This window comes from Streptococcus sp. 4155 (genome assembly GCF_013276695.1).
Classification (GTDB): Bacteria; Bacillota; Bacilli; order Lactobacillales; family Streptococcaceae; genus Streptococcus; species Streptococcus pseudopneumoniae.
The window spans coordinates 1-21,224 of record NZ_VMLM01000073.1 but is presented as its reverse complement, the minus strand read 5'-3'; the positions used below and the strand labels follow the sequence as shown (position 1 = coordinate 21,224).

The following is a 21,224-nucleotide window of genomic DNA, read 5'->3' as shown; positions in this document are numbered from 1 at the left end:
ATTGTCTGCATTAGTCTAGATTTTATTTATAGAAAATGTTATAATAGACTGTATTTAAAAAATTTTAAGGAGAAATGACAGAATGTCTGTATCATTTGAAAACAAAGAAACAAACCGTGGTGTCTTGACTTTCACTATCTCTCAAGACCAAATCAAACCAGAATTGGATCGTGTCTTCAACTCAGTTAAGAAATCTCTTAATGTTCCAGGTTTCCGTAAAGGTCACCTTCCACGTCCTATCTTCGACAAAAAATTTGGTGAAGAGTCACTTTACCAAGATGTTATGAACGCTCTTTTGCCAAATGCTTATGAAGCAGCTGTAAAAGAAGCTGGTCTTGAAGTCGTTGCTCAACCAAAAATTGATGTAACTTCAATGGAAAAAGGTCAAGACTGGGTTATCACAGCTGAAGTCGTGACAAAACCTGAAGTTAAATTGGGTGACTACAAAAACCTTGAAGTATCAGTTGATCTAGAAAAAGAAGTAACTGACGCTGACGTTGAAGAGCGTATTGAACGCGAACGCAACAACTTGGCTGAATTGGTTATCAAAGAAGCTGCTGCTGAAAACGGCGATACTGTTGTTATTGACTTCGTTGGTTCTATCGATGGTGTTGAATTTGATGGCGGAAAAGGTGAAAACTTCTCACTTGGACTTGGTTCAGGTCAATTCATCCCTGGTTTTGAAGACCAATTGGTAGGTCACTCAGCTGGCGAAACTGTTGATGTAGTTGTAACATTCCCAGAAGACTACCAAGCAGAAGACCTTGCAGGTAAAGAAGCTAAATTCGTAACAACTATCCACGAAGTAAAAGCTAAAGAAGTTCCAGCTCTTGATGATGAGCTTGCAAAAGACATTGACGAAGAAGTTGAAACACTTGCTGAATTGAAAGAAAAATACCGCAACGAATTGGCTGCTGCTAAAGAAGAAGCTTACAAAGATGCAGTTGAAGGTGCAGCAATTGATAAAGCTGTAGAAAACGCTGAAATCGTAGAACTTCCAGAAGAAATGATCCACGAAGAAGTTCACCGCTCAGTAAACGAATTCCTTGGAAACTTGCAACGTCAAGGTATCAACCCTGACATGTACTTCCAAATCACTGGAACTACTCAAGAAGACCTTCACAAACAATACGAGGGAGAAGCTGAGTCACGTACTAAGACTAACCTTGTTATCGAAGCAGTTGCCAAAGCTGAAGGGTTTGACGCTTCAGAAGAAGAAATCCAAAAAGAAGTTGAGCAATTGGCAGCAGATTACAACATGGAAGTTGCTCAAGTACAAAGCTTGCTTTCGGCTGATATGTTGAAACACGATATCACAATCAAAAAAGCTGTTGAGTTGATTACAAGCACAGCAACAGTTAAATAATATTAATAAACAAAAATCCCACCTGAATTGGTGGGTTTTCTTGTGCACTATTTTCCAAAAATCTCTTTGAGATCTGCATCTGTAATCCCAATCATGGCCGGGATGCTGTCCCAGTTTTCTTCGGTTAGGATGTAGGATTGTTCAGAGGTACTTGATGTGGCTGTTTCAGAGACAGCTGGTTGCTTTTCTTCAACATTCTCCAATAAATCACTGAAGCGTTCAATCAGATAGGTTTTTCGGGCAGTTCCGATATGTTGAGTAGCATAGTCGAAGGCCTGTAATTCGCCTAGTAAGATAAGCTTGCTTTTGGCGCGTGTAATGGCTGTATAGATGAGATTGCGCTCCAGCATACGCCTACTAGCACTGGTGATCGGTAGGATGACAACAGGGAACTCACTTCCCTGTGATTTATGGATGCTCATGGCATAGGCCAGGCGAATCTTGTACCATTCGTTACGTGGGTAAGAGACTTCATTGCCATCAAAATCAATAACAATCTCGTCTTGTTTCGACTCGGTGTATTTACCAGGAATCAGGTCTGTGATGGCTCCTAAATCTCCATTAAAGACATTGATTTCAGCATCGTTGACCAAGTGAATGACCTTATCTCCCTTACGATAGTGGCACTGGGGAGCTTCAAAACTGAGTTGGTCTTTTTGTGGTGGGTTCAGGAGGTCTTGCATGAGTTGGTTGATGGCATCAATCCCTGCCGTCCCTCGGTACATGGGAGCCAGAACTTGGATATCACGGGCAGGAATGCCACTTCTGAGGGCAGCGCCTAAGATTTTCTCAATCGTAGCAGGAATATGGCCACTAGCAATTTCAAAGTAGGAACGGTCAGCTTTTTTCTGGGTGAAATCGGCTGGCAAGATGCCCTGTCGGATTTGACTAGCTAGGGTGACGATGGTTGATTCTTCGCTTTGCCGATAAATTTTTTCCAAGCGAGTCTGAGGAATTAAAGGAATATGAAGGAGGTCAGCTAGAACTTGTCCAGGGCTGACAGACGGTAGCTGATCGCTATCTCCCACGATGAGAATCTTACTGTTAGAAGAGATGTTGGAGAAGAGTTGATTGGCCAGCCAAGTATCCACCATGGAAAATTCATCCACGATAATAAAGTCAGCATCCAGATAATCTTCCAGATGACTAGTATCATCGTCACCTGTCATTCCCAAGTGGCGATGTATGGTCGCGCTAGGCAAACCTGTCAATTCATTCATGCGACGAGCAGCTCGACCAGTTGGAGCAGCAAGAAGAATGGGCAGATTGCTTTTCTTCCTGAAGTCAAGTCCTTCTAAAAGGGCATAAACAGCGATGATTCCATTGATAACAGTTGTCTTACCAGTACCAGGCCCACCTGTCAGGATAAAGACCTTGTTCTGGATAGCGTCACAAATAGCTTGTTTTTGAATGTTATCATACTCAATCCCCAGTTCTTGCTCGACAGTAGTGATATGCTTTTGAATAGTTTCTAAATCTTGTCTCTTCTGTTCTCCTTTTTCAAGGATACGAATCAAGTGACTGCGGATACCTTCCTCAGCGAAAAAGAGGCTGTTGTCAAAGATCTTGGTATCAATCTGCTGAACCTTGTCTTCTTCGATCAGGTAGGAGAGCTCTTGGGCAACTTGGCTGGGGTCTAGTTCCACGGGACGGGAAGACTCAAGGAGAGTAAGGGTTTGTTCCAGCAAATCCCGTGCTTCAACATAGGTGTCCCCTGTTTCCATACAGGCCTGAAAAAGACTGTGAACTAGACCGGCGCGGAAGCGTTCAGGAGCCTGACTTTCGATGCCTAGTTCCTCAGCTAGTTGGTCAGCAATGGTAAAGCCCAAACCCTTGATATCCTCAACTAGCTGGTAGGGATAATTTTCAACCACATCAAGGGTTTCTTCCTTGTAAAAGTCTTGAATCTGAAAGGCTAGTTTGTTGGGAATGCCGTAGTTGGCTAGTTTGGCCAAAACCATCTCCGTTCCGTAGTTGAGACGGAGAGTGGAGACGAAAGCCTCGCGATTTTTGGCAGAGAGCCCTGCGATGCCTTCTAACTTTTCTGGGTGTTGCAAAATTTCGTCAATGGTATTGTCGCCATAGGTGTCCACTATTTTCTGAGCTGTCTTGAGACCAATTCCCTTGAAATGGCTACTTGAAAAGTACTTGACCAAGCCCTTGCTAGTTGGTTTTGCACGTTCATAACGGTTGATTTGCAGTTGTTCCCCATACTTGGAGTGCTGGACAATTTGCCCCCAAAAAGTGTAGTCTTCGCCCCCAATCACATCAGCCATGGTGCCGGTGACAATAATTTCAAAATCATCAAAATCCTCTGCGTCTGTATCGTCGATTTCTAGGAGGAGGATACGATAAAAATTACTGGGATTTTCAAAAATAATCCGTTCAATGGTTCCTGAAAAATAAACTTCCATAAGATTCCTTTGCATAAATAGGTGAGAGTTAACTTTGTATCTATTTTATACTCAATGAAAATCTCTTCAAACCACGTCAGCTTCGCCTTGCCGTATATATGTTACTGACTTCGTCAGTTCTATCTACAACCTCAAAGCNNATTTTCATTGAGTATAACTTTGTTTCTATCTTAATCAAACTGGATAGTGAATAATCATATTCTCACGATAGAAGAAGAGGCTGAGATTGCTGACTCTCGGCCTCTTCGATTTCTTAAAATGTTCCGATACGGGTGATTGGCCAGAAGCGGAATTTAGCTTCCCCTGTGATATCTTTTGCTTTGAAGGTACCTACGTGGCGGCTGTCGCTCGAAACCAAGCGGTCATCTCCGAGGAGAAGGTATTCTCCTTCTGGAACAGTAAAGCTAAAGTTGGTGTTGTAGTTGACATCAACTGTGAAGGCTTGGGCTTTTTGAGCGATACTTCTAAAGAAAGTTCCTTTATTTCCTTCAAAGCCCTTGCCTGAGTAAGTGCTTTGGAGTTTGTCATCCTTGAAGCGTTTGATATAGTCTGCTAGATAAGGCTCGTCCGTTTCTTTGTCATTGATGTAGAGTTTATCATTTTCGTAACGAATGGTGTCGCCAGGCATTCCAATCACGCGCTTGACGATGTCCTTATTGCCATCTTCCTCATGGGCCACCACGATATCAAAACGGTCAATAGGAAGGTGTTTTACAACGAAGAGAATTTCGCCATCCGCTAGGGTCGGATCCATGGAATGTCCTTCTACGCGAACATTGCTCCAAAAAAAGATACGACTTAAAGCTAGTAATGACAGAATTAGGAGGAACAATCCCCACTCTTTTAAGAAATTTTTAAATGAATTCATAACTTACCTTTCTAAGCGTTTTTTCGCTTTTTCAGTGTTTTTAAAGTGCAATTTGGCGCAGAAGCTGAGTCCCTGCATACCATAGGCTTGCAAAATCTGGCTAGCCACCTTGTCAGAAGCTGTTCCAGCTCCACTTGGGAGCTGATAACCCAGTTCTCGTCCCAGATTTTCAAGATTTTCCAGAAAGAGATCACGCGCAATGACAGAAGAAACTGCGACAGCCAAGTATTTGCCCTCAGCCTTTTCTTCTAAGCTGATAGGATTGCTGAAACGATTGGCCTCTTGTGCCAAGTACTTGTCATAATTTTTAGCACTGGTAAAGGCATCAATCACAATTTTCTCAGGCTGAACACCTTTTTGAAGGAGGAGATAGATAGCCTGATTATGGAGGGCAACCTTAACCGAAACAGCATTGTAGCGGTCTCCGATGACCTCGTTGTACTTGCTGGGTGAGAGAAGGAGTGCCTGGTGCTGAATTTTTTCCTTGAGAATAGGAGCAATCTGACGGATCTTTTGGTCGGTCAGAGTCTTAGAATCCCCCACACCGAGTTTTCGTAAAAAGTCGTGCTGGTCAGGTGTGACAAAGGCAGCCACAACTGCAAGCCCACCAAAGTAGGAACCATTTCCCACCTCATCTGTCCCAATTAAAGGAAGATTTTGTCCGCTGGTTTGCTCTACAGCTTGATAGCCAAAGAAACTGGCGTATTTTTCAGCCCCTTCACCCTGAAGCAAGATTTTTCCAGAAGTATAGATAGAAACCGTTGCTTGAGGTAGTTTCAAAAAGTAGCGGATATAGGGATTCTTGCTAGGAGCCAGACTGGTTTGATAGTGTTCAAGAAAAGCCTGAATATCCTTTTCGCTTGGTGTGAGTGTGATACTTGCCATAGTTTCTATTGTACCACAAAAGCAGTAAAATTTGTAAAAACTGACAAAATTAGCGAATTTTGGTATAATATCGTGAGGTGAATTTTATGGCAAATCTAAATCGATTCAAATTTACATTCGGGAAAAAATCGTTAACCTTGACAAGCGAACATGATAACCTTTTTATGGAGGAAATCGCTAAGGTTGCGACAGAAAAATACCAAGCAATTAAAGAACAAATGCCTAGCGCAGATGATGAAACAATCGCTCTTTTGTTGGCAGTCAACTGTTTATCAACTCAGCTCAGCCGTGAGATTGAATTTGACGATAAGGAGCAAGAGCTAGAAGAACTCCGTCACAAGCTTGTGACTTGTAAGCAAGAACAGAGCAAGATTGAGGATTCCTTATGATTTCATTCCTTCTTCTATTGGTCTTGGTTTGGGGATTTTATATCGGCTATCGGAGAGGCCTGCTCTTACAGGTTTATTACCTGATTTCAGCCATGGCATCGGCTTTTATGGCTGGCCAGTTTTATAAGGGGCTTGGAGAGCAATTCCATTTATTGCTCCCTTATGCAAATTCGCAGGAAGGTCAGGGGACTTTCTTTTTCCCATCGGATCAACTCTTTCAGCTGGATAAGGTCTTTTATGCAGGCATCGGCTACTTGCTTGTATTTGGGATTGTCTATAGCATTGGTCGTTTGCTTGGTCTTCTCTTACACTTGATTCCTAGCAAAAAACTGGGTGGTAAGTTGTTCCAAGTTTCAGCAGGTATCTTGTCCATGTTGGTGACCTTATTTGTCTTGCAAATGGCCTTGACAATCTTGGCGACCATCCCCATGGCAGTTATACAAAATCCTCTTGAAAAGAGTATCGTCGCAAAACACATCATCCAGAGCATACCGATAACAACCAGTTGGCTCAAACAAATCTGGGTGACAAATTTAATCGGATAAAAAGGGCAGGAGTTTTCCTAGCCCTTTGTTTACAGATTTGACTCGAATCTATCAGAATGTAAAAAGCTACCACACCTAGACATTCAAAGACAAGGAAATAAAGATGAATAAGAAAATATTAGAAACATTAGAGTTCGATAAGGTCAAGGCCTTGTTTGAGCCTCATTTGTTGACCGAGCAGGGCTTGAAGCAATTGAGACAACTGGCTCCGACTGCCAAAGCAGATAAAATCAAACAGGCTTTTGCTGAGATGAAGGAAATGCAGGCTCTTTTCGTCGAGCAACCGCATTTTACTATTCTCTCAACTAAGGAAATTACAGGAGTCTGCAAGAGGTTGGAGATGGGAGCGGATCTCAATATCGAGGAGTTCCTACTCTTGAAACGCGTGCTTCTTGCCAGCCGAGAACTTCAAAGTTTTTACGCCAATCTGGAAAATGTCAGCTTGGAAGAATTAGCCCTTTGGTTTGAGAAATTACATGATTTTCCGCAATTACAAGGAAATCTTCAGGCCTTTAATGATGCGGGTTTCATTGAAAATTTTGCCAGTGAAGAATTGGCGCGAATCCGTCGAAAAATACATGATAGCGAGAGTCAGGTACGCGATGTTTTACAAGACTTGCTCAAGCAAAAAGCGCAGATGTTGACAGAAGGAATTGTTGCTAGCAGAAATGGCCGTCAGGTTTTACCAGTCAAAAACACCTACCGCAATAAGATTGCAGGTGTCGTTCATGATATTTCTGCTAGTGGAAACACCGTCTATATCGAACCACGTGAGGTAGTCAAACTGAGCGAAGAAATTGCTAGTCTGCGAGCAGATGAGCGCTATGAAATGCTTCGCATTCTCCAAGAAATTTCTGAGCGTGTCCGCCCTCATGCGGCTGAGATTGCTAATGACGCTTGGATTATCGGTCATCTGGACTTGATTCGTGCCAAGGTTCGATTTATCCAAGAAAGGCAAGCAGTCGTTCCTCAGATATCAGAAAATCAAGAAATTCAACTGCTCCATGTCTGCCATCCTTTGGTCAAAAATGCCGTTGCAAATGATGTCCATTTTGGACAAGATTTAACAGCTATTGTCATTACAGGTCCCAATACAGGTGGGAAGACCATCATGCTTAAAACTCTGGGCTTGACACAGGTGATGGCCCAGTCCGGTCTGCCGATTTTAGCAGACAAGGGAAGTCGTGTTGGTATTTTTGAAGAAATTTTTGCTGATATTGGCGATGAGCAATCTATTGAGCAGAGCTTGTCTACCTTCTCTAGCCACATGACCAATATTGTGGATATTCTTGGCAAGGTCAACCAGCATTCGCTCTTGCTCTTAGATGAGTTGGGGGCTGGTACAGATCCCCAAGAGGGAGCCGCTCTTGCCATGGCTATTCTGGAGGACCTTCGCCTGCGTCAAGTCAAGACTATGGCGACGACCCACTATCCAGAACTCAAGGCCTACGGTATTGAGACAGCCTTTGTGCAAAATGCCAGCATGGAGTTTGATACTGCAACTCTACGCCCGACCTATTGCTTTATGCAAGGAGTTCCTGGTCGAAGCAATGCCTTTGAGATTGCCAAACGTCTAGGCCTATCTGAAGTTATCGTAGGGGATGCCAGTCAGCAGGTCGATCAGGACAATGATGTCAATCGTATCATTGAGCAACTGGAAGAGCAGACGCTGGAAAGCCGTAAACGCTTGGACAATATCCGTGAGGTGGAGCAAGAAAATCTCAAGATGAATCGTGCTCTTAAAAAACTTTACAACGAGCTCAATCGTGAAAAGGAAACTGAGCTTAACAAAGCGCGTGAACAAGCTGCTGAGATTGTGGACATGGCCCTCAGTGAGAGTGACCAGATTCTCAAAAATCTCCATAGTAAATCTCAACTTAAACCCCACGAAATCATTGAAGCCAAGGCCAAGCTGAAAAAATTGGCTCCTGAAAAAGTAGATCTATCTAAAAACAAGGTCCTTCAAAAGGCCAAGAAAAAACGAGCTCCCAAGGTGGGAGATGATATCGTGGTTCTCAGTTATGGACAGCGTGGTACCTTGACTAGTCAACTCAAGGATGGCCGTTGGGAAGCCCAAGTCGGTTTGATTAAGATGACCTTGGAAGAGAAAGAGTTTGGCCTTGTTCAAGCCCAGCAAGAAAAACCAGTCAAGAAGAAACAGGTCAATGTTGTGAAACGAACTTCTGGGCGAGGACCTCAAGCTAGACTGGACCTTCGAGGCAAGCGCTATGAAGAAGCCATGAATGAGCTAGATGCCTTTATAGACCAAGCTTTGCTTAATAATATGGCTCAAGTAGATATCATCCATGGTATCGGAACAGGTGTTATCCGTGAAGGTGTCACCAAATATCTACAAAGAAACAAACATGTCAAGAGTTTCGGCTATGCCCCACAAAATGCTGGAGGCAGTGGTGCGACTATTGTTACCTTTAAAGGATAAGAAAAGCCTGAGGAAATATGTGATTCCTCAAGCTTTTTGATTTCTAGCCTAGACATCTAAAGGTTGTCCAGTGTGATTGAGTTGTGTGACAGTGACGAAGAAGTCCTCTCTCATTCGAGTCAGAAGTTGATTTGGATAAATTTTTTCAAAGTTATCAAGACTAGCAAAGATATGCTTAGCTAGTTCTAGACCTCTGACATCATCTTGTCTGAGAAAATTATTAGCCCGTTCCATGGAAAGATTAATCATCTCTGTCATCTTGGTACTCAATAGAGGGAAGGCATTAATTACTTCCAGAGTCTTCATTGCTAAATTCTCAGCCTTATCATAGTAGCCATTGACAGAATAATGCTTGATAGCAGTTCTTAAGCAGGCAATGTAGTAGTCAGCAGTACGGATTGAATGGTATTCAGTCTGTTTTTTTAGAGTATCTAATAAGTGGTAGAGCCTGTAATCTAAAAATTCGATTGAAAAGTGAGGAAGGATAGATGAAAAGATATTCACCTCAATTTTATTCCAATCATCTAGTTCACTAAGATAGCTCTTGATATATTCTAGTTCTTGATAGTCTTTTGGAGTCAGAAAAGAATCACCAATAATATTCGCAATAGCAAATTTATTGACTACACGATTGGCAATCACATAGTGTTCAGCGATTCCAGGATTTTCCAGAGGCTGATTAATCAAGCTAAGGATCTTTTTAAATTCACGCTTATAGGCCAAATCAGCAACTTGAGCCTGTAATTTATGAAATTTAGTTGGAAACATCTGCGTTTTGAGACTATCAAAGGTCTCCTTATCAATTCCAATATTAGACAGAATCTCTTCAAATTTTTGAATGGTTATTCGAGATTTCCCTTGCTCAAACTGACGTAAAAAATGTGGAGTCACTGTAGTTCCAGCAGCTTCCTTCTGAGTAAACCCTCTCTCCTCACGGATGGCCTTATAAACTAATCCATAAACACTTTCATCTTGCATCCTAAATCTCCTCAAGTCCTTTTTTCCATTCTATCATAATTCTACCAATTTTTAAGGTAATTGTTCAATAAAGGTAAATATAGATACGCTTTTCGTAAATAAGGTAAATAGCATGCTATACTGTAACCGTAAACAATAAAATTTTAAAGGAGATTTTTGATGATGAAGTCAAAAACAGTTTTAGTAATTAGCCTAGCGGCTGCAACATTTGGATTGGTCTCTCTTGTGGACACAGCAGGAGTTCTACCTTTTTCAGCGCAAACAGTGCAGGCTGACACACAAACGCTGACTCCAACTGCTAAATATTATATTCTTGTTCCAAAAGGTTCAGAAGTATTTAAAGGATGGAAGGGAACTGCTAATCGTCCCATTATTTGGGCTACAAAAACCACTCCAGAATTATCTTATTTCGAAGAAACTGCTCGAAATTATATAGCTCTTGAAAATAAGTCTGGTGCCAATTACATAGAGTGGAAGGGGACTGTAGAAGAGTTTAAAGAGGCTGTTAAGAAGTTGACTGGTAAAACAACAGCTTCCTCAACTCCAAAGACTTTTAACCAATCAACAACGAGTCAAAAAGATGGCTGGTCAGGTTCGTCCTACTACCAAAATGGTAGCAAAGTTACCAGTAAGTGGATTTTTGATAAGAACTATAATTCCTACTTCTACCTAGATGCTTCAGGTAATTATGTTCAAAATGCTTGGGTAGGAAACTACTACCTCAAGTCAGGTGGATATATGGCTAAAAGCGAGTGGATTTATGATAAGAATTATGGTTCATATTACTACCTAACGTCGGAAGGAAGTTACGCCCGTAATACTTGGGTGGGTAACTATTATCTCAAGTCAAACGGCAAGATGGCTAAAGGTGAATGGATTTATGACAGTAACTACAGCTCTTACTATTACTTAACATCAGAAGGAAGCTATGCTCGTAACACATGGGTGGGTAACTATTATCTCAAGTCAAATGGTAAGATGGCAGTGAATGAGCGTACACCAGATGGTTATCAAGTTGATGGATCAGGTAAGTGGATCCGCTCTAAGGGAACTCATACAGCCAGCAGTTCACAAGCAACATCATTAGGAATAAGCCTTTACCATGTCAATGATGCTATGACCTATATCGATATTGCTCTACCTAGTACTCCATCTTCATCTTATCAAGTAGCCTATGATTTTGCCTTAATTGATGTAAATACAGGTAAGGTTTCTACAGATGATCATTTTACTGCTACTTACAGTCCAAGTCTACGTGTTTTTCAAACTCGTCACTTCTTTAGTGCAACTCCAGATGGAAGTTATCTCTTTGTTATCAAAGGAAAAGGACAAGATGGTAAGGTATATGATGGACAATCTGTTGTCTTTCGTGTAAAGAATCATCGTTTTGTCGGATAGATAAATGTTGCACTTTAAACAAATAAAGACTAAAAAATAAAGGAAATTAAAAACATGAACAAAAAGAAATTATTAGTATGTGCTTTGGCACTTTCAACAGTCGGAGTATTGTCAACTATTGACACAGCGGGAGTTCTACCTTTTTCAGCAAAAACAGTGCATGCTGATGACATTGTTGCAGTTGGTAATGTTGATCACAAGGTCAATCTAAGTTTGGTTGGTTATGATAAAAATCGTGGCGTTTCTGTCACTTTTTCAACTGATAGTGTTAATCCTAATTTTGTTAATAATTGGAATAGTAAGCAAGACTCTATTATTGTAAGAACGAAGCTTGTTAATGCTAAAACAAAAGAGGTTGTGGATAATGACACCGGAGCAAGTGTTAGATTGAGATCCTATGATTTAACAAAAAGCAGCATTGACTCTTATTCATATGAATCGATTCCTGATGGTGAATACAAATATGAAGCCTATGTAAGTGAATTTTATATTGATTCTCAGACTAAGCTTCGTCATCAATACAAAGGAGAATCTCCTATTTTTAGTATTAAAGACGGTAAATTTGCTGGTCTAGTATCTTCAACACAATCATCTACAACACCAACAACTACTGAAACTCCAAAACAATCTACTAACTCTACCTCAGGTCAGACTGGTTGGTCAGGTTCTTCTTACTATAAAGCTGGTGTTAAAGTAGTCAATCAATGGATTTTTGATGTTCAGTACAATTCTTACTTCTACCTAAATGCTTCAGGTAACTTTGTTCAAAATGCTTGGTCAGGAAGTTATTACCTCAAATCAGGTGGCTACATGGCTAAGAGCGAATGGATTTATGACAATAACTATAAATCATACTATTACTTGACAGCAGAGGGCAGATATGCGCGTAATGCTTGGGCTGGAAGTTACTACCTCAAATCAGATGGTAAAATGGCTAAGAGTGAGTGGATTTATGATAGTAGCTACAAATCTTACTATTACCTAACATCAGAAGGAAGCTATGCTCGTAACACATGGGTAGGTGACTACTATCTCAAGTCAAATGGTAAGATGGCAGTCAACGAACGTACCCCAGATGGCTACAAAGTAGATGGCTCAGGTAAGTGGGTTAAATAGAATAAAAGTAGTGAAAGGAATTAGCACAGGCTGGTTCCTTTCTCTTAGATAAGGGAGAAATATGAAAAAGTTACTATTAACCACAACACTTTCACTGACACTAGTTCTAGGAGGTTGTCAGTATCTACCTTGGAATAAAAGCGCGGAACCAGCATCCGAGGAAGTAGCAACTCCAGAGATAGATTACAGCAAATATAACAAGGTTTTGGATGACTACGAAAAAGTAGCGAAAGGCACCTTCCCGAAAGGTATAGATGTCAATCCCCTAGCTAGTCAAGTGAAGTCTTCTCAAGGCTTTTATACAGATGTAGTTTATCACAAGACGGATTTGAATAATGATGGAGTCGATGAACTCTTGCTTGCTCTTGAAATGAAGAGTGGCGAAAAGAGTTTACTTGATATTCGTACGCTGAAAGACGAAAAAGTGATTCGTTTGACTGATCAAGAAAATCGTTTAGACCAGATTGGTGAGAGAATGACAGTCGGTATCTTGCCAGATAATTCTCTGCTCTATCGTGGAGCTGGTACAGCAACGAGTCACATCTATGCTCACTACCAATTTAGTGAAGACGGACAGTCTTTGGTAAAGGGTAAGGAGGCTCAAGAAGTAGCAGATCTTGGGGTCGGTTCTCCCATTTCTTTAGATACTTTAAGCTGGAAGTCAGTTTCAGATAAGATTCTTGGCGGAAGCAGTGAAGACAAGAGTACAGATGAAGCCAAACCAAGCGTAGATTACAGTTCTTATAACAGCATTTTGAAGGATTATGAATTTATTTTAGACCATAAGGCAGAGGTTAAGGATAATATCAATCTAACTGCTAATATCTATGCAGGGATGGCAGAACGCAGTCAAGCCTTCACCTATGCAATGGTTGATATGGATAAAAATGGCATTGATGAATTGATTGTCTTTTCGAAAAATGGTAGTGAGATTTTAGATATTTTTACACTCAAAGATCAGAAAGTTATTCGCCTCACCAATGCTGAAAATAAAATGCAGATGCTTGGAACACGCTTTAAGGCCTATCTCCTAGAAGATGGGAAGCATTATACCCAGTGGAATCCGTTCGCAGGAGATCCACAGACCATTCATACCATTTGGAAATTGAATAGTAGTGGGGACAAACTAGAGAAGGTTAAAGAAGCTAAGACAGAGGATGAAGTCAGTCCTGGTGCTCGAATGAATCTATCTAGTCTGACTTGGAAATCTGTAACAGAAAAATTTGCTGCAACAGCATCTTCATCAAATCAAAATACTTCTGGGAAAATGGACATTAATGCCATAAAAAATGGAGATTTCTCTAGTATTGAGGGAAAATGGAGTAATGGTCATGGAGGAGAAGATTTAGTCTTTAGTAAAGATGGCTTGATAGCGCCAGAGAAATTTAAGGTTGACCTTGCAGAATCAGAAATAGTCAATGATTTTTTACGAGCTCGCTACTCAGGTCCATCTTTTGGAGTCTTTATTCAATTCATACCAGCAGGTGTTAGAATACCTGATGAGACATCAATGGATTAATATCAGACGCTTCGGATATTAGTAAAGATAGAATTCTCTATCGCGCTTCATTTCCAGTACATAATAAACCAGAACAATTCTTATATCGTGTAGACTAGGAGTGAAACAGATTGATTTAATTAACAGCACCTCACGCACATGGAAATGCTCAATCTTTTTATACTGAGTCAAATAAGATTTTCCCAAAATCCATTGACAAAAGCCAACATTTTTTGTAAAATAAGAATCAATTAAATACCAACACCGAATGAAGTTTAATAGAAGTGGGGAATCGTTTGATTTTCCATGACTGTAAATGGACGGAACTCTGGAGAGACCGTAAAGGCACCGAAGGGGCAAGGCAGGCAACTGCTCAAACTCTCAGGTAAAAGGACAGAGCTAGGATAGACCGCTTTTTAGCATTTATCTAAGCATTCCAGAGTACATGTATCTTGCATGTGCTCTTTCTTTTGGGGTTGAAACGATAGGAGAAGGAAATGTTAGAATTGCTTAAATCAATCGATGCTTTTGCTTGGGGACCGCCCCTCTTGATTTTATTGGTCGGAACAGGGCTTTACCTAACTATTCGGCTAGGACTCTTGCAGGTTTTGCGTCTGCCCAAGGCCTTTCAGCTTATTTTTATCCAGGATAAGGGACATGGGGATGTATCCAGTTTTGCAGCTCTGTGTACAGCCTTGGCATCAACCGTTGGAACAGGAAATATCATAGGAGTTGCGACGGCTATCAAGGTTGGTGGACCAGGAGCCCTCTTTTGGATGTGGATGGCGGCTTTCTTTGGAATGGCTACAAAGTATGCGGAAGGACTCTTGGCCATTAAATACCGCACCAAGGACGACCATGGTGCAGTGGCGGGAGGTCCCATGCACTATATCCTTCTAGGAATGGGGGAGAAGTGGCGACCACTTGCTGTTTTGTTTGCAGTAGCAGGAGTACTGGTTGCTCTCTTGGGAATCGGAACCTTCACCCAAGTCAACTCGATTACAGAATCTATCCAAAATACAACGGCGATTTCGCCAACCATCACAGCTCTCGTCTTGTCTGTCTTTGTAGCGATTGCAGTCTTTGGCGGACTCAAGTCCATTTCAAAGGTTTCAACTACTGTTGTTCCTTTTATGGCTATCATTTATATCTTAGGAACTCTTACAGTTATTTTCTTTAATATCGGAAAAATCCCTGGCACAATCGATTTAGTCTTTACCTCAGCTTTTAGTCCCCTTGCTGCGGTAGGTGGATTTGCTGGTGCTAGCGTTCGGATGGCTATTCAAAATGGTGTGGCGCGTGGTGTGTTCTCAAACGAATCTGGTCTGGGTTCTGCTCCTATTGCAGCTGCAGCTGCCAAGACAAATGAACCAGTAGAGCAAGGTTTGATTTCCATGACAGGAACCTTTATTGATACCCTCATCATTTGTACTCTAACTGGTTTGACCATCTTGGTAACTGGAGTTTGGAGTGGTGACTTGAATGGGGTTGCCTTGACTCAGTCAGCTTTCTCAACAGTCTTTTCACACTTTGGGCCTGCCCTCTTGACCATCTTCCTTGTACTTTTTGCCTTTACAACGATTCTAGGTTGGAACTATTACGGAGAACGCTGTTTTGAGTTCCTCTTTGGGGTTCGCTTTATCTGGCTCTACCGTGTGGTTTTTGTGCTCATGGTCTTGTTAGGAGGATTTATCGAGTGGGATATGGTCTGGATTATCGCAGATATCGTCAACGCCTTGATGGCTCTGCCAAACTTGATTGCCCTCTTGGTCTTGTCGCCAGTCGTTATTGCTGAAACTAAAAAGTATTTTGACAAATAATGGAATCACACAGCTCGTGTGATTTTTTTGCCTATAAATAATTTTTATCAGCCTGATATATAATATATATTATGCAAGTGATTGGAAGTGTGATAAACTAATACTCAATGAAAATCAAAGAGCAAACTAGGAAGCTAGCCGAAAGCTGTACTTGAGTACGGTAAGGCGACGCTGACGCGGTTTGAATTTGATTTTCGAAGAGTATAATATACAACGAAAATCTTATGAGAGGAATAAACCTTTATCTTAAATAAACTTAGGAATCAGGATTTTATAAGATTTTCCAATAATATTAGTGTCAATAACAAGAAAAGAGGTATCTTATGACAACATTTACCATCCATACAGTAGAATCAGCACCAGCAGAAGTGAAAGAGGTTCTTGAAACAGTAGAAAAAGATAACAATGGCTATATTCCCAACCTAATCGGTCTCTTGGCCAATGCACCGACTGCTTTAGAAGCCTACCGTACTGTCGGAGCTATCAACCGTCGCAACAGCCTGACACCCGTTGAGCGTGAAGTGGTGCAGATCACGGCAGCCGTGACCAATGGTTGTGCCTTCTGCGTCGCAGGTCATACAGCTTTTTCCATCAAACAAATCCAGATGAATGATGACTTGATTCAAGCCCTTCGCAATCGTACTCCAATTGAGACAGATCCTAAATTGGATACCCTAGCTAAGTTTACCCTGGCAGTTATCAATACCAAGGGTCGTGTAGGAGATGAAGCCTTGGCTGAGTTTTTAGAAGCTGGCTACACCCAACAAAATGCCTTGGATGTGGTTCTTGGTGTCAGCCTAGCAAGCCTCTGTAACTATGCCAACAACCTAGCCAATACCCCAATTAACCCAGAATTGCAACCTTATGCTTAATTCATATCTGAGTAAAAAATGAAGTCTGAAATCAACGGACTTCGTTTTTTATCCCCTCATTTAAGCGCTTTTATGCTATACTGAAACTAACATGATTATTGGAGGTTAGGATGAAAAAACTCCCCTTGGTATTTTCTGGTTGTTTGCTAGGTTTAGCAGGATCTGGAAATCTTATTTTAGATACGTTGCCGGTTCTGTCACATCTTTTTAGTCTGACAGGTTTGATTTTGTGGATTTACTTTCTGCTTCTGCATCTTTTTAATTGGAAAGAAACCAAGCAAGAGTTGACCAAGCCCCCTCTTTTATCAGGAATGGCCACCTTTCCCATGGCTGGGATGATTTTATCGACCTATGTCTTTCGCGTCTTCCCTCATCTTTCTTTGGTTGTGCAAGGACTCTGGTGGTGTTCATTTCTCTTGGATTTGGCCTTGATTGCTGGTTTCACTATCAAGTTTGCTTGTCCGGGTCGGAGGGTTCATGCTACTCCTAGCTGGACGGTGCTTTATGTAGGGATAGCGGTAGCAGCCTTGACTTATCCTCTGGTGGGTATCATGGAAATTGCCTATGTGACCTTGAGTTTTGGTTTTCTTCTTACCTTCTATCTCTATCCCCTTATTTATAGTGATTTAAAGAAGCAACCACTCCCACTAGCCTTGCTTGGGCAAGAAGGTATCTACTGTGCTCCCTTTTCTTTGCTTTTGGCTTCTCTGGTTCGAGTTGGAGGAGCTAGCCTACCGACTTGGGTCTTGATTTTCATGCTTTTGGCTTCCCAATCCTTCTTTTTCTTTGTTTTGACTCGCCTACCCAATATTTTAAAACAAGGTTTTCAACCAGCCTTCTCAGCCCTCACCTTCCCGACTATTATCACAGCTACTTCGCTTAAGATGGCTCAGGGAATCTTGAAACTTCCATTTTTGGATTATTTGGTACTGGCTGAAACTGTTATTTGCCTAATCATTTTGCTCTTTGTATTAGGCGCTTATCTGATTTGGTTACGAAAAAAGGTCTAGCTAGAAATAGCTAAACCTTATTTTTTATGGTTTGATGACCTCAGCTCCACCCATGTATGGACGAAGTGCTTCTGGGATGGTCACGGAACCATCTTCATTTTGGTAGTTTTCAAGAATAGCAGCCACTGTACGTCCAACTGCAAGTCCAGAACCGTTCAAGGTATGGAGCAATTTCACCTTGCCATCTGCTTCATCACGGTAACGGATTTGGGCACGACGGGCTTGGAAATCTTCTGTGTTTGAACAGCTTGAGATTTCACGGTAGGTATTTTGGGCTGGAATCCACACTTCCAAGTCGTAAGTCTTCGCAGATGAGAAGCCCATATCTCCAGTAGAGAGCGCAACGACACGGTATGGAAGGTTAAGTTTTTGAAGAATGTTTTCAGCGTTGGTTGTCATTTTTTCCAATTCTTCGTAAGATTCTTCTGGTTTGGCAAATTTAACCATTTCAACCTTATGGAATTGGTGCAAACGAATCAAGCCACGAGTATCACGACCAGCTGAACCAGCCTCAGAACGGAATGATGGGCTCATAGCAGTGAAATAGATTGGCAGGTCTTTACCGTCAAGAATTTCATCACGGTAGTAGTTTGTCAGAGGAACTTCAGCTGTAGGAATAAGGACGTAATTGCTGTCGCTGAGTTCAAAAGTATCTTCCTTGAATTTTGGATATTGACCAGTCCCAAACATAGAATCGTGGTTAACCATGTAAGGCGTGATGACTTCAGTATAGCCTTCCTTGCCATGCTCGTCCAACATAAAGTTGTAGATAGCACGTTCCAAACGAGCACCGAGGCCTTTATAGAAGAGGAAGCGAGCGCCTGTTACCTTGCCACCGCGTTCCCAGTCGAGGATACCAAGGTCTTCACCAAGATCCCAGTGAGCTTTTGGCTCGAAATCGAACTCGCGTGGAGTGCCCCAACGACGAACTTCCACATTGTCATCTTCGTCAGCCCCAATAGGAACGCTGTCAGCAGGGATGTTTGGAAGAGTAGTAGTAAATTCTGTCAATTTAGCATCGATTTCTGCCAATTCAGCATCCAAGGCTTTAACCTCAGCAGATAGAGTTTGCATGGCAGCAATCTTGTCATCTGCATTTTCCTTGTTGCGTTTGGCTTGGGCAATCTCAGCAGAAACTGTGTTGCGTTCAGCCTTGAGAGTTTCAACCTTGACCAAGATGTCACGACGTTTAGCATCGATTTCTTTCATCTCGTTTAAGACAGCAGCATCTACACCACGTGTAGCCAATTTTTCTGCGACAGCATCAAAGTCTGTACGAATACGTTTGATATCTAACATAAGAACTCCTTTATGAAAAAAGCACACCTGACAAAGCGTTGGAGTGGCAGGGCCACGGTTCCATCCAACTTCACAGGTGTGCACTTGATTGTGTATGTAATTGTTATTAACGGTAGAATTTCACCTATCCCTCCTATCTGCTCGCAGCATCCGCAGACTTTCTGAAAGAAGAAGATAACCTACTTATCCGTTGCTATAATTATACTAAAGTTTCTACTTTTTTGCAAATAGATTTTTAAATTTTTGACCAATTGTCTGAATCAGGGTCGGAAGTTTGATGACCTTGTCATTACCCAGTTTTTCACGAGCAATTTTGAGAATGGCACCTGAGTCTTTTGAAGCAAAGAGGAATTTTCCTTTGTCTGTAAAGACTTCGAAGTGGCGACTGATTTTCCGCCCAGTGACATTGGCTCCAATTTGGTTGATATGGCTCCAAGGAATCTGGATAAATTGTTCAACATTGACATCGGGGTAAAATTCCAAAGCCTGATCTCCGACAAGGAATTTCCCAACTTTCCCAGCGATAGAGAGGTAGGAAGTGCCTGTCGTACTGAGGAGTACTGTTTTGTTAAGTGATTGAGCCATGCTTAGTCTTCCTTACTTTCTCCAAAAAAGGCATTGTAGAGGGCTTTGATTGCTGCTTTCTCTTGGTCTTTATTGACAACAAACATAATAGAAACTTCACTAGAACCTTGAGACATCATCTGGATGTTGATTTTGTTTTCAGATAGAGCGCGTGTCGCAGTAGCAGTCACTCCGATATGGCTCTTCATTTTTTCACCAACAATCATAATGATAGAAAGGTCGTGTTCGATTTCTGCATGATCTACTTTAGCCTTTTGAACCAACTGACGCAGGATTTCTTCTTCCTTGATAGGAGTTAGTTCGCGAGAACGGAGGATGATTGAAAGATCGTCGATACCGGTTGGCATATGTTCCCAACCGATGTTAAGATCTTCAAGGATTTGCAGAACCTTGCGTCCAAATCCAACCTCACGGTTCATAAGGTATTTCGACATGTTGATGCTGACAAAGCCTGAGTCACCAGCAATTCCCACAACTGGAAATTCATCACTACTGTGTTTTAGAACGATACGAGTACCTGGGTGGTCAGGGTTATTGGTATTCTTGATAACCAGAGGGATTTTTCCACGGTAGGCAGGAAGAAGAGCTTCGTCATGAAGAACTGAGAATCCTGCATAGGCCAACTCACGCATTTCACGGTAGGTCAACTCAGGGATCGAGTGTGGTTGGTGGATAATACCAGGGTGGGCTGCAAAGATACCATCAACGTCCGTAAAGTTTTCATAGAGGTCGGCTTTTACACCTGCAGCAATGATAGAACCTGTAATATCAGAACCTCCACGTGAGAAAGTACAGATTTGATTTTCCTTGGTAACTCCAAAGAAACCAGGAATGACAAGAACTTCATTTGCATTTGTCAATTCTTCAATCTTGTCATAACTTGATGGAATGATGCGAGCGTGACCAGGTTCACTTGTGACCACAATCCCAGCTTCTCTAGGGTGCATATAGCGTGCATCGATACCATTTTGGTTAAAGTAGGCAGCAATCAATTTGGCATTGTTATTTTCACCGGCTGCTAGGAAAGTATCGTAGAGAAATTCATTTTCATCAATAGGAAGAGTGGCCAAGGCACGAATACTTTTTGAAATTTTTTCTAGCACAGCTGGTTTAAGACCTAGTTCACTAACCATAGCAGCATAGCGGTCGATAATCCAGTTTTGGCTCTTGCTAATATCGTTACCAGCAACATAATCGCGGTAGTATTTAATCAAGGCATCCGTAACCTTAGTATCTTCAGCATTGCGTTTTCCTGGTGCAGAAACAACTACAAAACGACGCTCTGGATCGCTTTTAACGATGTTTAAAACTTTTTCTAATTGACCAGCAGAGGCAAGAGAGCTACCTCCAAATTTAACAACTTTCATAAGAACTCCTAAAGTAAGTATTTTATACGATTATAGCAGAAAGAAAGGCTTTTTTCAATGAAGAAAATAAGATGCTTTATAGGATAAAGCGAGCCTTTCCAATCGGCTGAGACAAGGATAAAGCGAGCCTTTCCAATCGGCTGAGACACCCGACTTTATCACTTAAAAAATACAAAAGGGCAGCTACCCCCTTGCGCCACAAGGGATTTCGCTGTTCTTTAATCTCGTTTAGGTGTTGTATATGGAGCTTTGGCGTAATTTTTGAGTTCTTCAAACTTCACGAACCCTTTGTTCCATTCCATGCCTAATAATCTATTTAGTAGCTGCATATCTGGACTTTCTTGTAGTCTATAGTAATTATCTTGTAACCTAGT

17 protein-coding genes and 1 riboswitch are annotated in these 21,224 nt (G+C 41.6%); of the genes, 10 read left to right on the top strand and 7 right to left on the bottom strand.

The genetic code is table 11. From position 1 onward, the window contains the following. Nucleotides 1-82 precede the first annotated feature (82 nt). A complete protein-coding gene (gene tig / locus HT715_RS09075; protein WP_138700223.1) occupies nucleotides 83-1,366 on the top strand; it encodes a trigger factor in 1,284 nt (427 codons plus the stop codon). 47 nt (nucleotides 1,367-1,413) lie between these two features. Here tig and HT715_RS09070 read toward each other — a convergent pair whose 3' ends face one another. The 3 genes from HT715_RS09070 to rnhC all read right to left on the bottom strand — a co-directional run bounded on the left by HT715_RS09070 (nucleotide 1,414) and on the right by rnhC (nucleotide 5,533). Continuing rightward, the gene (locus tag HT715_RS09070) at nucleotides 1,414-3,780 is read right to left on the bottom strand and encodes an ATP-dependent RecD-like DNA helicase (protein ID WP_050975861.1); all 2,367 of its coding nucleotides are present in this window, start codon (nucleotides 3,778-3,780) and stop codon (nucleotides 1,414-1,416) included. A gap of 253 nt (nucleotides 3,781-4,033) precedes the next feature. Then, the gene (lepB, locus tag HT715_RS09065) at nucleotides 4,034-4,648 is read right to left on the bottom strand and encodes a signal peptidase I (RefSeq protein WP_001083986.1); all 615 of its coding nucleotides are present in this window, start codon (nucleotides 4,646-4,648) and stop codon (nucleotides 4,034-4,036) included. 3 nt (nucleotides 4,649-4,651) lie between these two features. Beyond that, complete coding sequence (gene rnhC / locus HT715_RS09060; protein WP_000146851.1) at nucleotides 4,652-5,533, bottom strand: ribonuclease HIII; 882 nt, start codon at nucleotides 5,531-5,533, stop codon at nucleotides 4,652-4,654. Between the two features lie 86 nt (nucleotides 5,534-5,619). Here rnhC and zapA point away from each other — a divergent pair, with 86 nt between their 5' ends. The 3 genes from zapA to HT715_RS09045 all read left to right on the top strand — a co-directional run bounded on the left by zapA (nucleotide 5,620) and on the right by HT715_RS09045 (nucleotide 8,907). Continuing rightward, entirely contained in the window at nucleotides 5,620-5,922 is a 303-nt protein-coding gene (gene zapA / locus HT715_RS09055) for a cell division protein ZapA (protein WP_000002019.1), read from the top strand. Next, complete coding sequence (locus tag HT715_RS09050) at nucleotides 5,919-6,467, top strand: CvpA family protein (RefSeq protein ID WP_000622953.1); 549 nt, start codon at nucleotides 5,919-5,921, stop codon at nucleotides 6,465-6,467. Before zapA ends, HT715_RS09050 begins: the two co-directional genes overlap by 4 nt. A 103-nt stretch (nucleotides 6,468-6,570) precedes the next feature. Continuing rightward, complete coding sequence (locus tag HT715_RS09045; protein ID WP_172922920.1) at nucleotides 6,571-8,907, top strand: endonuclease MutS2; 2,337 nt, start codon at nucleotides 6,571-6,573, stop codon at nucleotides 8,905-8,907. Nucleotides 8,908-8,955: 48 nt separating this feature from the next. On the opposite strand, the gene HT715_RS09040 is transcribed toward HT715_RS09045, so the two are convergent. Continuing rightward, nucleotides 8,956-9,885: a helix-turn-helix transcriptional regulator gene (locus HT715_RS09040; protein ID WP_050207992.1), complete on the bottom strand. Its 930-nt coding sequence runs from the start codon at nucleotides 9,883-9,885 to the stop codon at nucleotides 8,956-8,958. A 159-nt stretch (nucleotides 9,886-10,044) separates the two neighbouring features. On the opposite strand from HT715_RS09040, the gene HT715_RS09035 reads away from it, so the two are divergent. The 6 genes from HT715_RS09035 to HT715_RS09010 all read left to right on the top strand — a co-directional run bounded on the left by HT715_RS09035 (nucleotide 10,045) and on the right by HT715_RS09010 (nucleotide 17,599). Next, complete coding sequence (locus HT715_RS09035; RefSeq protein WP_138707240.1) at nucleotides 10,045-11,283, top strand: N-acetylmuramoyl-L-alanine amidase family protein; 1,239 nt, start codon at nucleotides 10,045-10,047, stop codon at nucleotides 11,281-11,283. 54 nt (nucleotides 11,284-11,337) lie between these two features. After that, a complete protein-coding gene (locus HT715_RS09030; protein WP_023936326.1) occupies nucleotides 11,338-12,399 on the top strand; it encodes a hypothetical protein in 1,062 nt (353 codons plus the stop codon). A gap of 61 nt (nucleotides 12,400-12,460) precedes the next feature. Beyond that, a complete protein-coding gene (locus tag HT715_RS09025; RefSeq protein ID WP_023936328.1) occupies nucleotides 12,461-13,918 on the top strand; it encodes a DUF6287 domain-containing protein in 1,458 nt (485 codons plus the stop codon). A gap of 297 nt (nucleotides 13,919-14,215) precedes the next feature. After that, a riboswitch (glycine riboswitch) is annotated at nucleotides 14,216-14,304 on the top strand. 90 nt (nucleotides 14,305-14,394) lie between these two features. Then, nucleotides 14,395-15,717, top strand: coding sequence for a sodium:alanine symporter family protein (locus HT715_RS09020; protein WP_172922919.1), 1,323 nt, complete (start codon nucleotides 14,395-14,397; stop codon nucleotides 15,715-15,717). Nucleotides 15,718-16,040: 323 nt separating this feature from the next. Next, nucleotides 16,041-16,589 carry a carboxymuconolactone decarboxylase family protein gene (locus tag HT715_RS09015; RefSeq protein WP_100104180.1) on the top strand — a complete coding sequence of 183 codons (549 nt, stop codon included), beginning with the start codon at nucleotides 16,041-16,043 and terminating at the stop codon, nucleotides 16,587-16,589. 110 nt (nucleotides 16,590-16,699) lie between these two features. Next, nucleotides 16,700-17,599, top strand: a complete 900-nt coding sequence (locus HT715_RS09010; RefSeq protein ID WP_138700084.1) for a TDT family transporter — start codon at nucleotides 16,700-16,702, stop codon at nucleotides 17,597-17,599. A 24-nt stretch (nucleotides 17,600-17,623) separates the two neighbouring features. On the opposite strand, the gene serS is transcribed toward HT715_RS09010, so the two are convergent. The 3 genes from serS to HT715_RS08995 form a co-directional block, all read right to left on the bottom strand. Further along, the gene (gene serS / locus HT715_RS09005) at nucleotides 17,624-18,898 is read right to left on the bottom strand and encodes a serine--tRNA ligase (protein ID WP_100104178.1); all 1,275 of its coding nucleotides are present in this window, start codon (nucleotides 18,896-18,898) and stop codon (nucleotides 17,624-17,626) included. A gap of 213 nt (nucleotides 18,899-19,111) precedes the next feature. Then, nucleotides 19,112-19,483 carry a DUF956 family protein gene (locus tag HT715_RS09000; RefSeq protein WP_000079356.1) on the bottom strand — a complete coding sequence of 124 codons (372 nt, stop codon included), beginning with the start codon at nucleotides 19,481-19,483 and terminating at the stop codon, nucleotides 19,112-19,114. Nucleotides 19,484-19,485: 2 nt separating this feature from the next. After that, nucleotides 19,486-20,850 carry an aspartate kinase gene (locus tag HT715_RS08995; protein WP_023938539.1) on the bottom strand — a complete coding sequence of 455 codons (1,365 nt, stop codon included), beginning with the start codon at nucleotides 20,848-20,850 and terminating at the stop codon, nucleotides 19,486-19,488. Nucleotides 20,851-21,224 lie beyond the last annotated feature (374 nt).

Excerpts from the sequence above, each read along its gene's own strand:
- tig (WP_138700223.1), top strand. The coding sequence starts at position 83 with ATGTCTGTATCATTTGAAAACAAAGAAACAAACCGTGGTGTCTTGACT.
- HT715_RS09070 (WP_050975861.1), bottom strand. The coding sequence starts at position 3,780 with ATGGAAGTTTATTTTTCAGGAACCATTGAACGGATTATTTTTGAAAAT.
- lepB (WP_001083986.1), bottom strand. The coding sequence starts at position 4,648 with ATGAATTCATTTAAAAATTTCTTAAAAGAGTGGGGATTGTTCCTCCTA.
- rnhC (WP_000146851.1), bottom strand. The coding sequence starts at position 5,533 with ATGGCAAGTATCACACTCACACCAAGCGAAAAGGATATTCAGGCTTTT.
- zapA (WP_000002019.1), top strand. The coding sequence starts at position 5,620 with ATGGCAAATCTAAATCGATTCAAATTTACATTCGGGAAAAAATCGTTA.
- HT715_RS09050 (WP_000622953.1), top strand. The coding sequence starts at position 5,919 with ATGATTTCATTCCTTCTTCTATTGGTCTTGGTTTGGGGATTTTATATC.
- HT715_RS09045 (WP_172922920.1), top strand. The coding sequence starts at position 6,571 with ATGAATAAGAAAATATTAGAAACATTAGAGTTCGATAAGGTCAAGGCC.
- HT715_RS09040 (WP_050207992.1), bottom strand. The coding sequence starts at position 9,885 with ATGCAAGATGAAAGTGTTTATGGATTAGTTTATAAGGCCATCCGTGAG.
- HT715_RS09035 (WP_138707240.1), top strand. The coding sequence starts at position 10,045 with ATGATGAAGTCAAAAACAGTTTTAGTAATTAGCCTAGCGGCTGCAACA.
- HT715_RS09030 (WP_023936326.1), top strand. The coding sequence starts at position 11,338 with ATGAACAAAAAGAAATTATTAGTATGTGCTTTGGCACTTTCAACAGTC.
- HT715_RS09025 (WP_023936328.1), top strand. The coding sequence starts at position 12,461 with ATGAAAAAGTTACTATTAACCACAACACTTTCACTGACACTAGTTCTA.
- HT715_RS09020 (WP_172922919.1), top strand. The coding sequence starts at position 14,395 with ATGTTAGAATTGCTTAAATCAATCGATGCTTTTGCTTGGGGACCGCCC.
- HT715_RS09015 (WP_100104180.1), top strand. The coding sequence starts at position 16,041 with ATGACAACATTTACCATCCATACAGTAGAATCAGCACCAGCAGAAGTG.
- HT715_RS09010 (WP_138700084.1), top strand. The coding sequence starts at position 16,700 with ATGAAAAAACTCCCCTTGGTATTTTCTGGTTGTTTGCTAGGTTTAGCA.
- serS (WP_100104178.1), bottom strand. The coding sequence starts at position 18,898 with ATGTTAGATATCAAACGTATTCGTACAGACTTTGATGCTGTCGCAGAA.
- HT715_RS09000 (WP_000079356.1), bottom strand. The coding sequence starts at position 19,483 with ATGGCTCAATCACTTAACAAAACAGTACTCCTCAGTACGACAGGCACT.
- HT715_RS08995 (WP_023938539.1), bottom strand. The coding sequence starts at position 20,850 with ATGAAAGTTGTTAAATTTGGAGGTAGCTCTCTTGCCTCTGCTGGTCAA.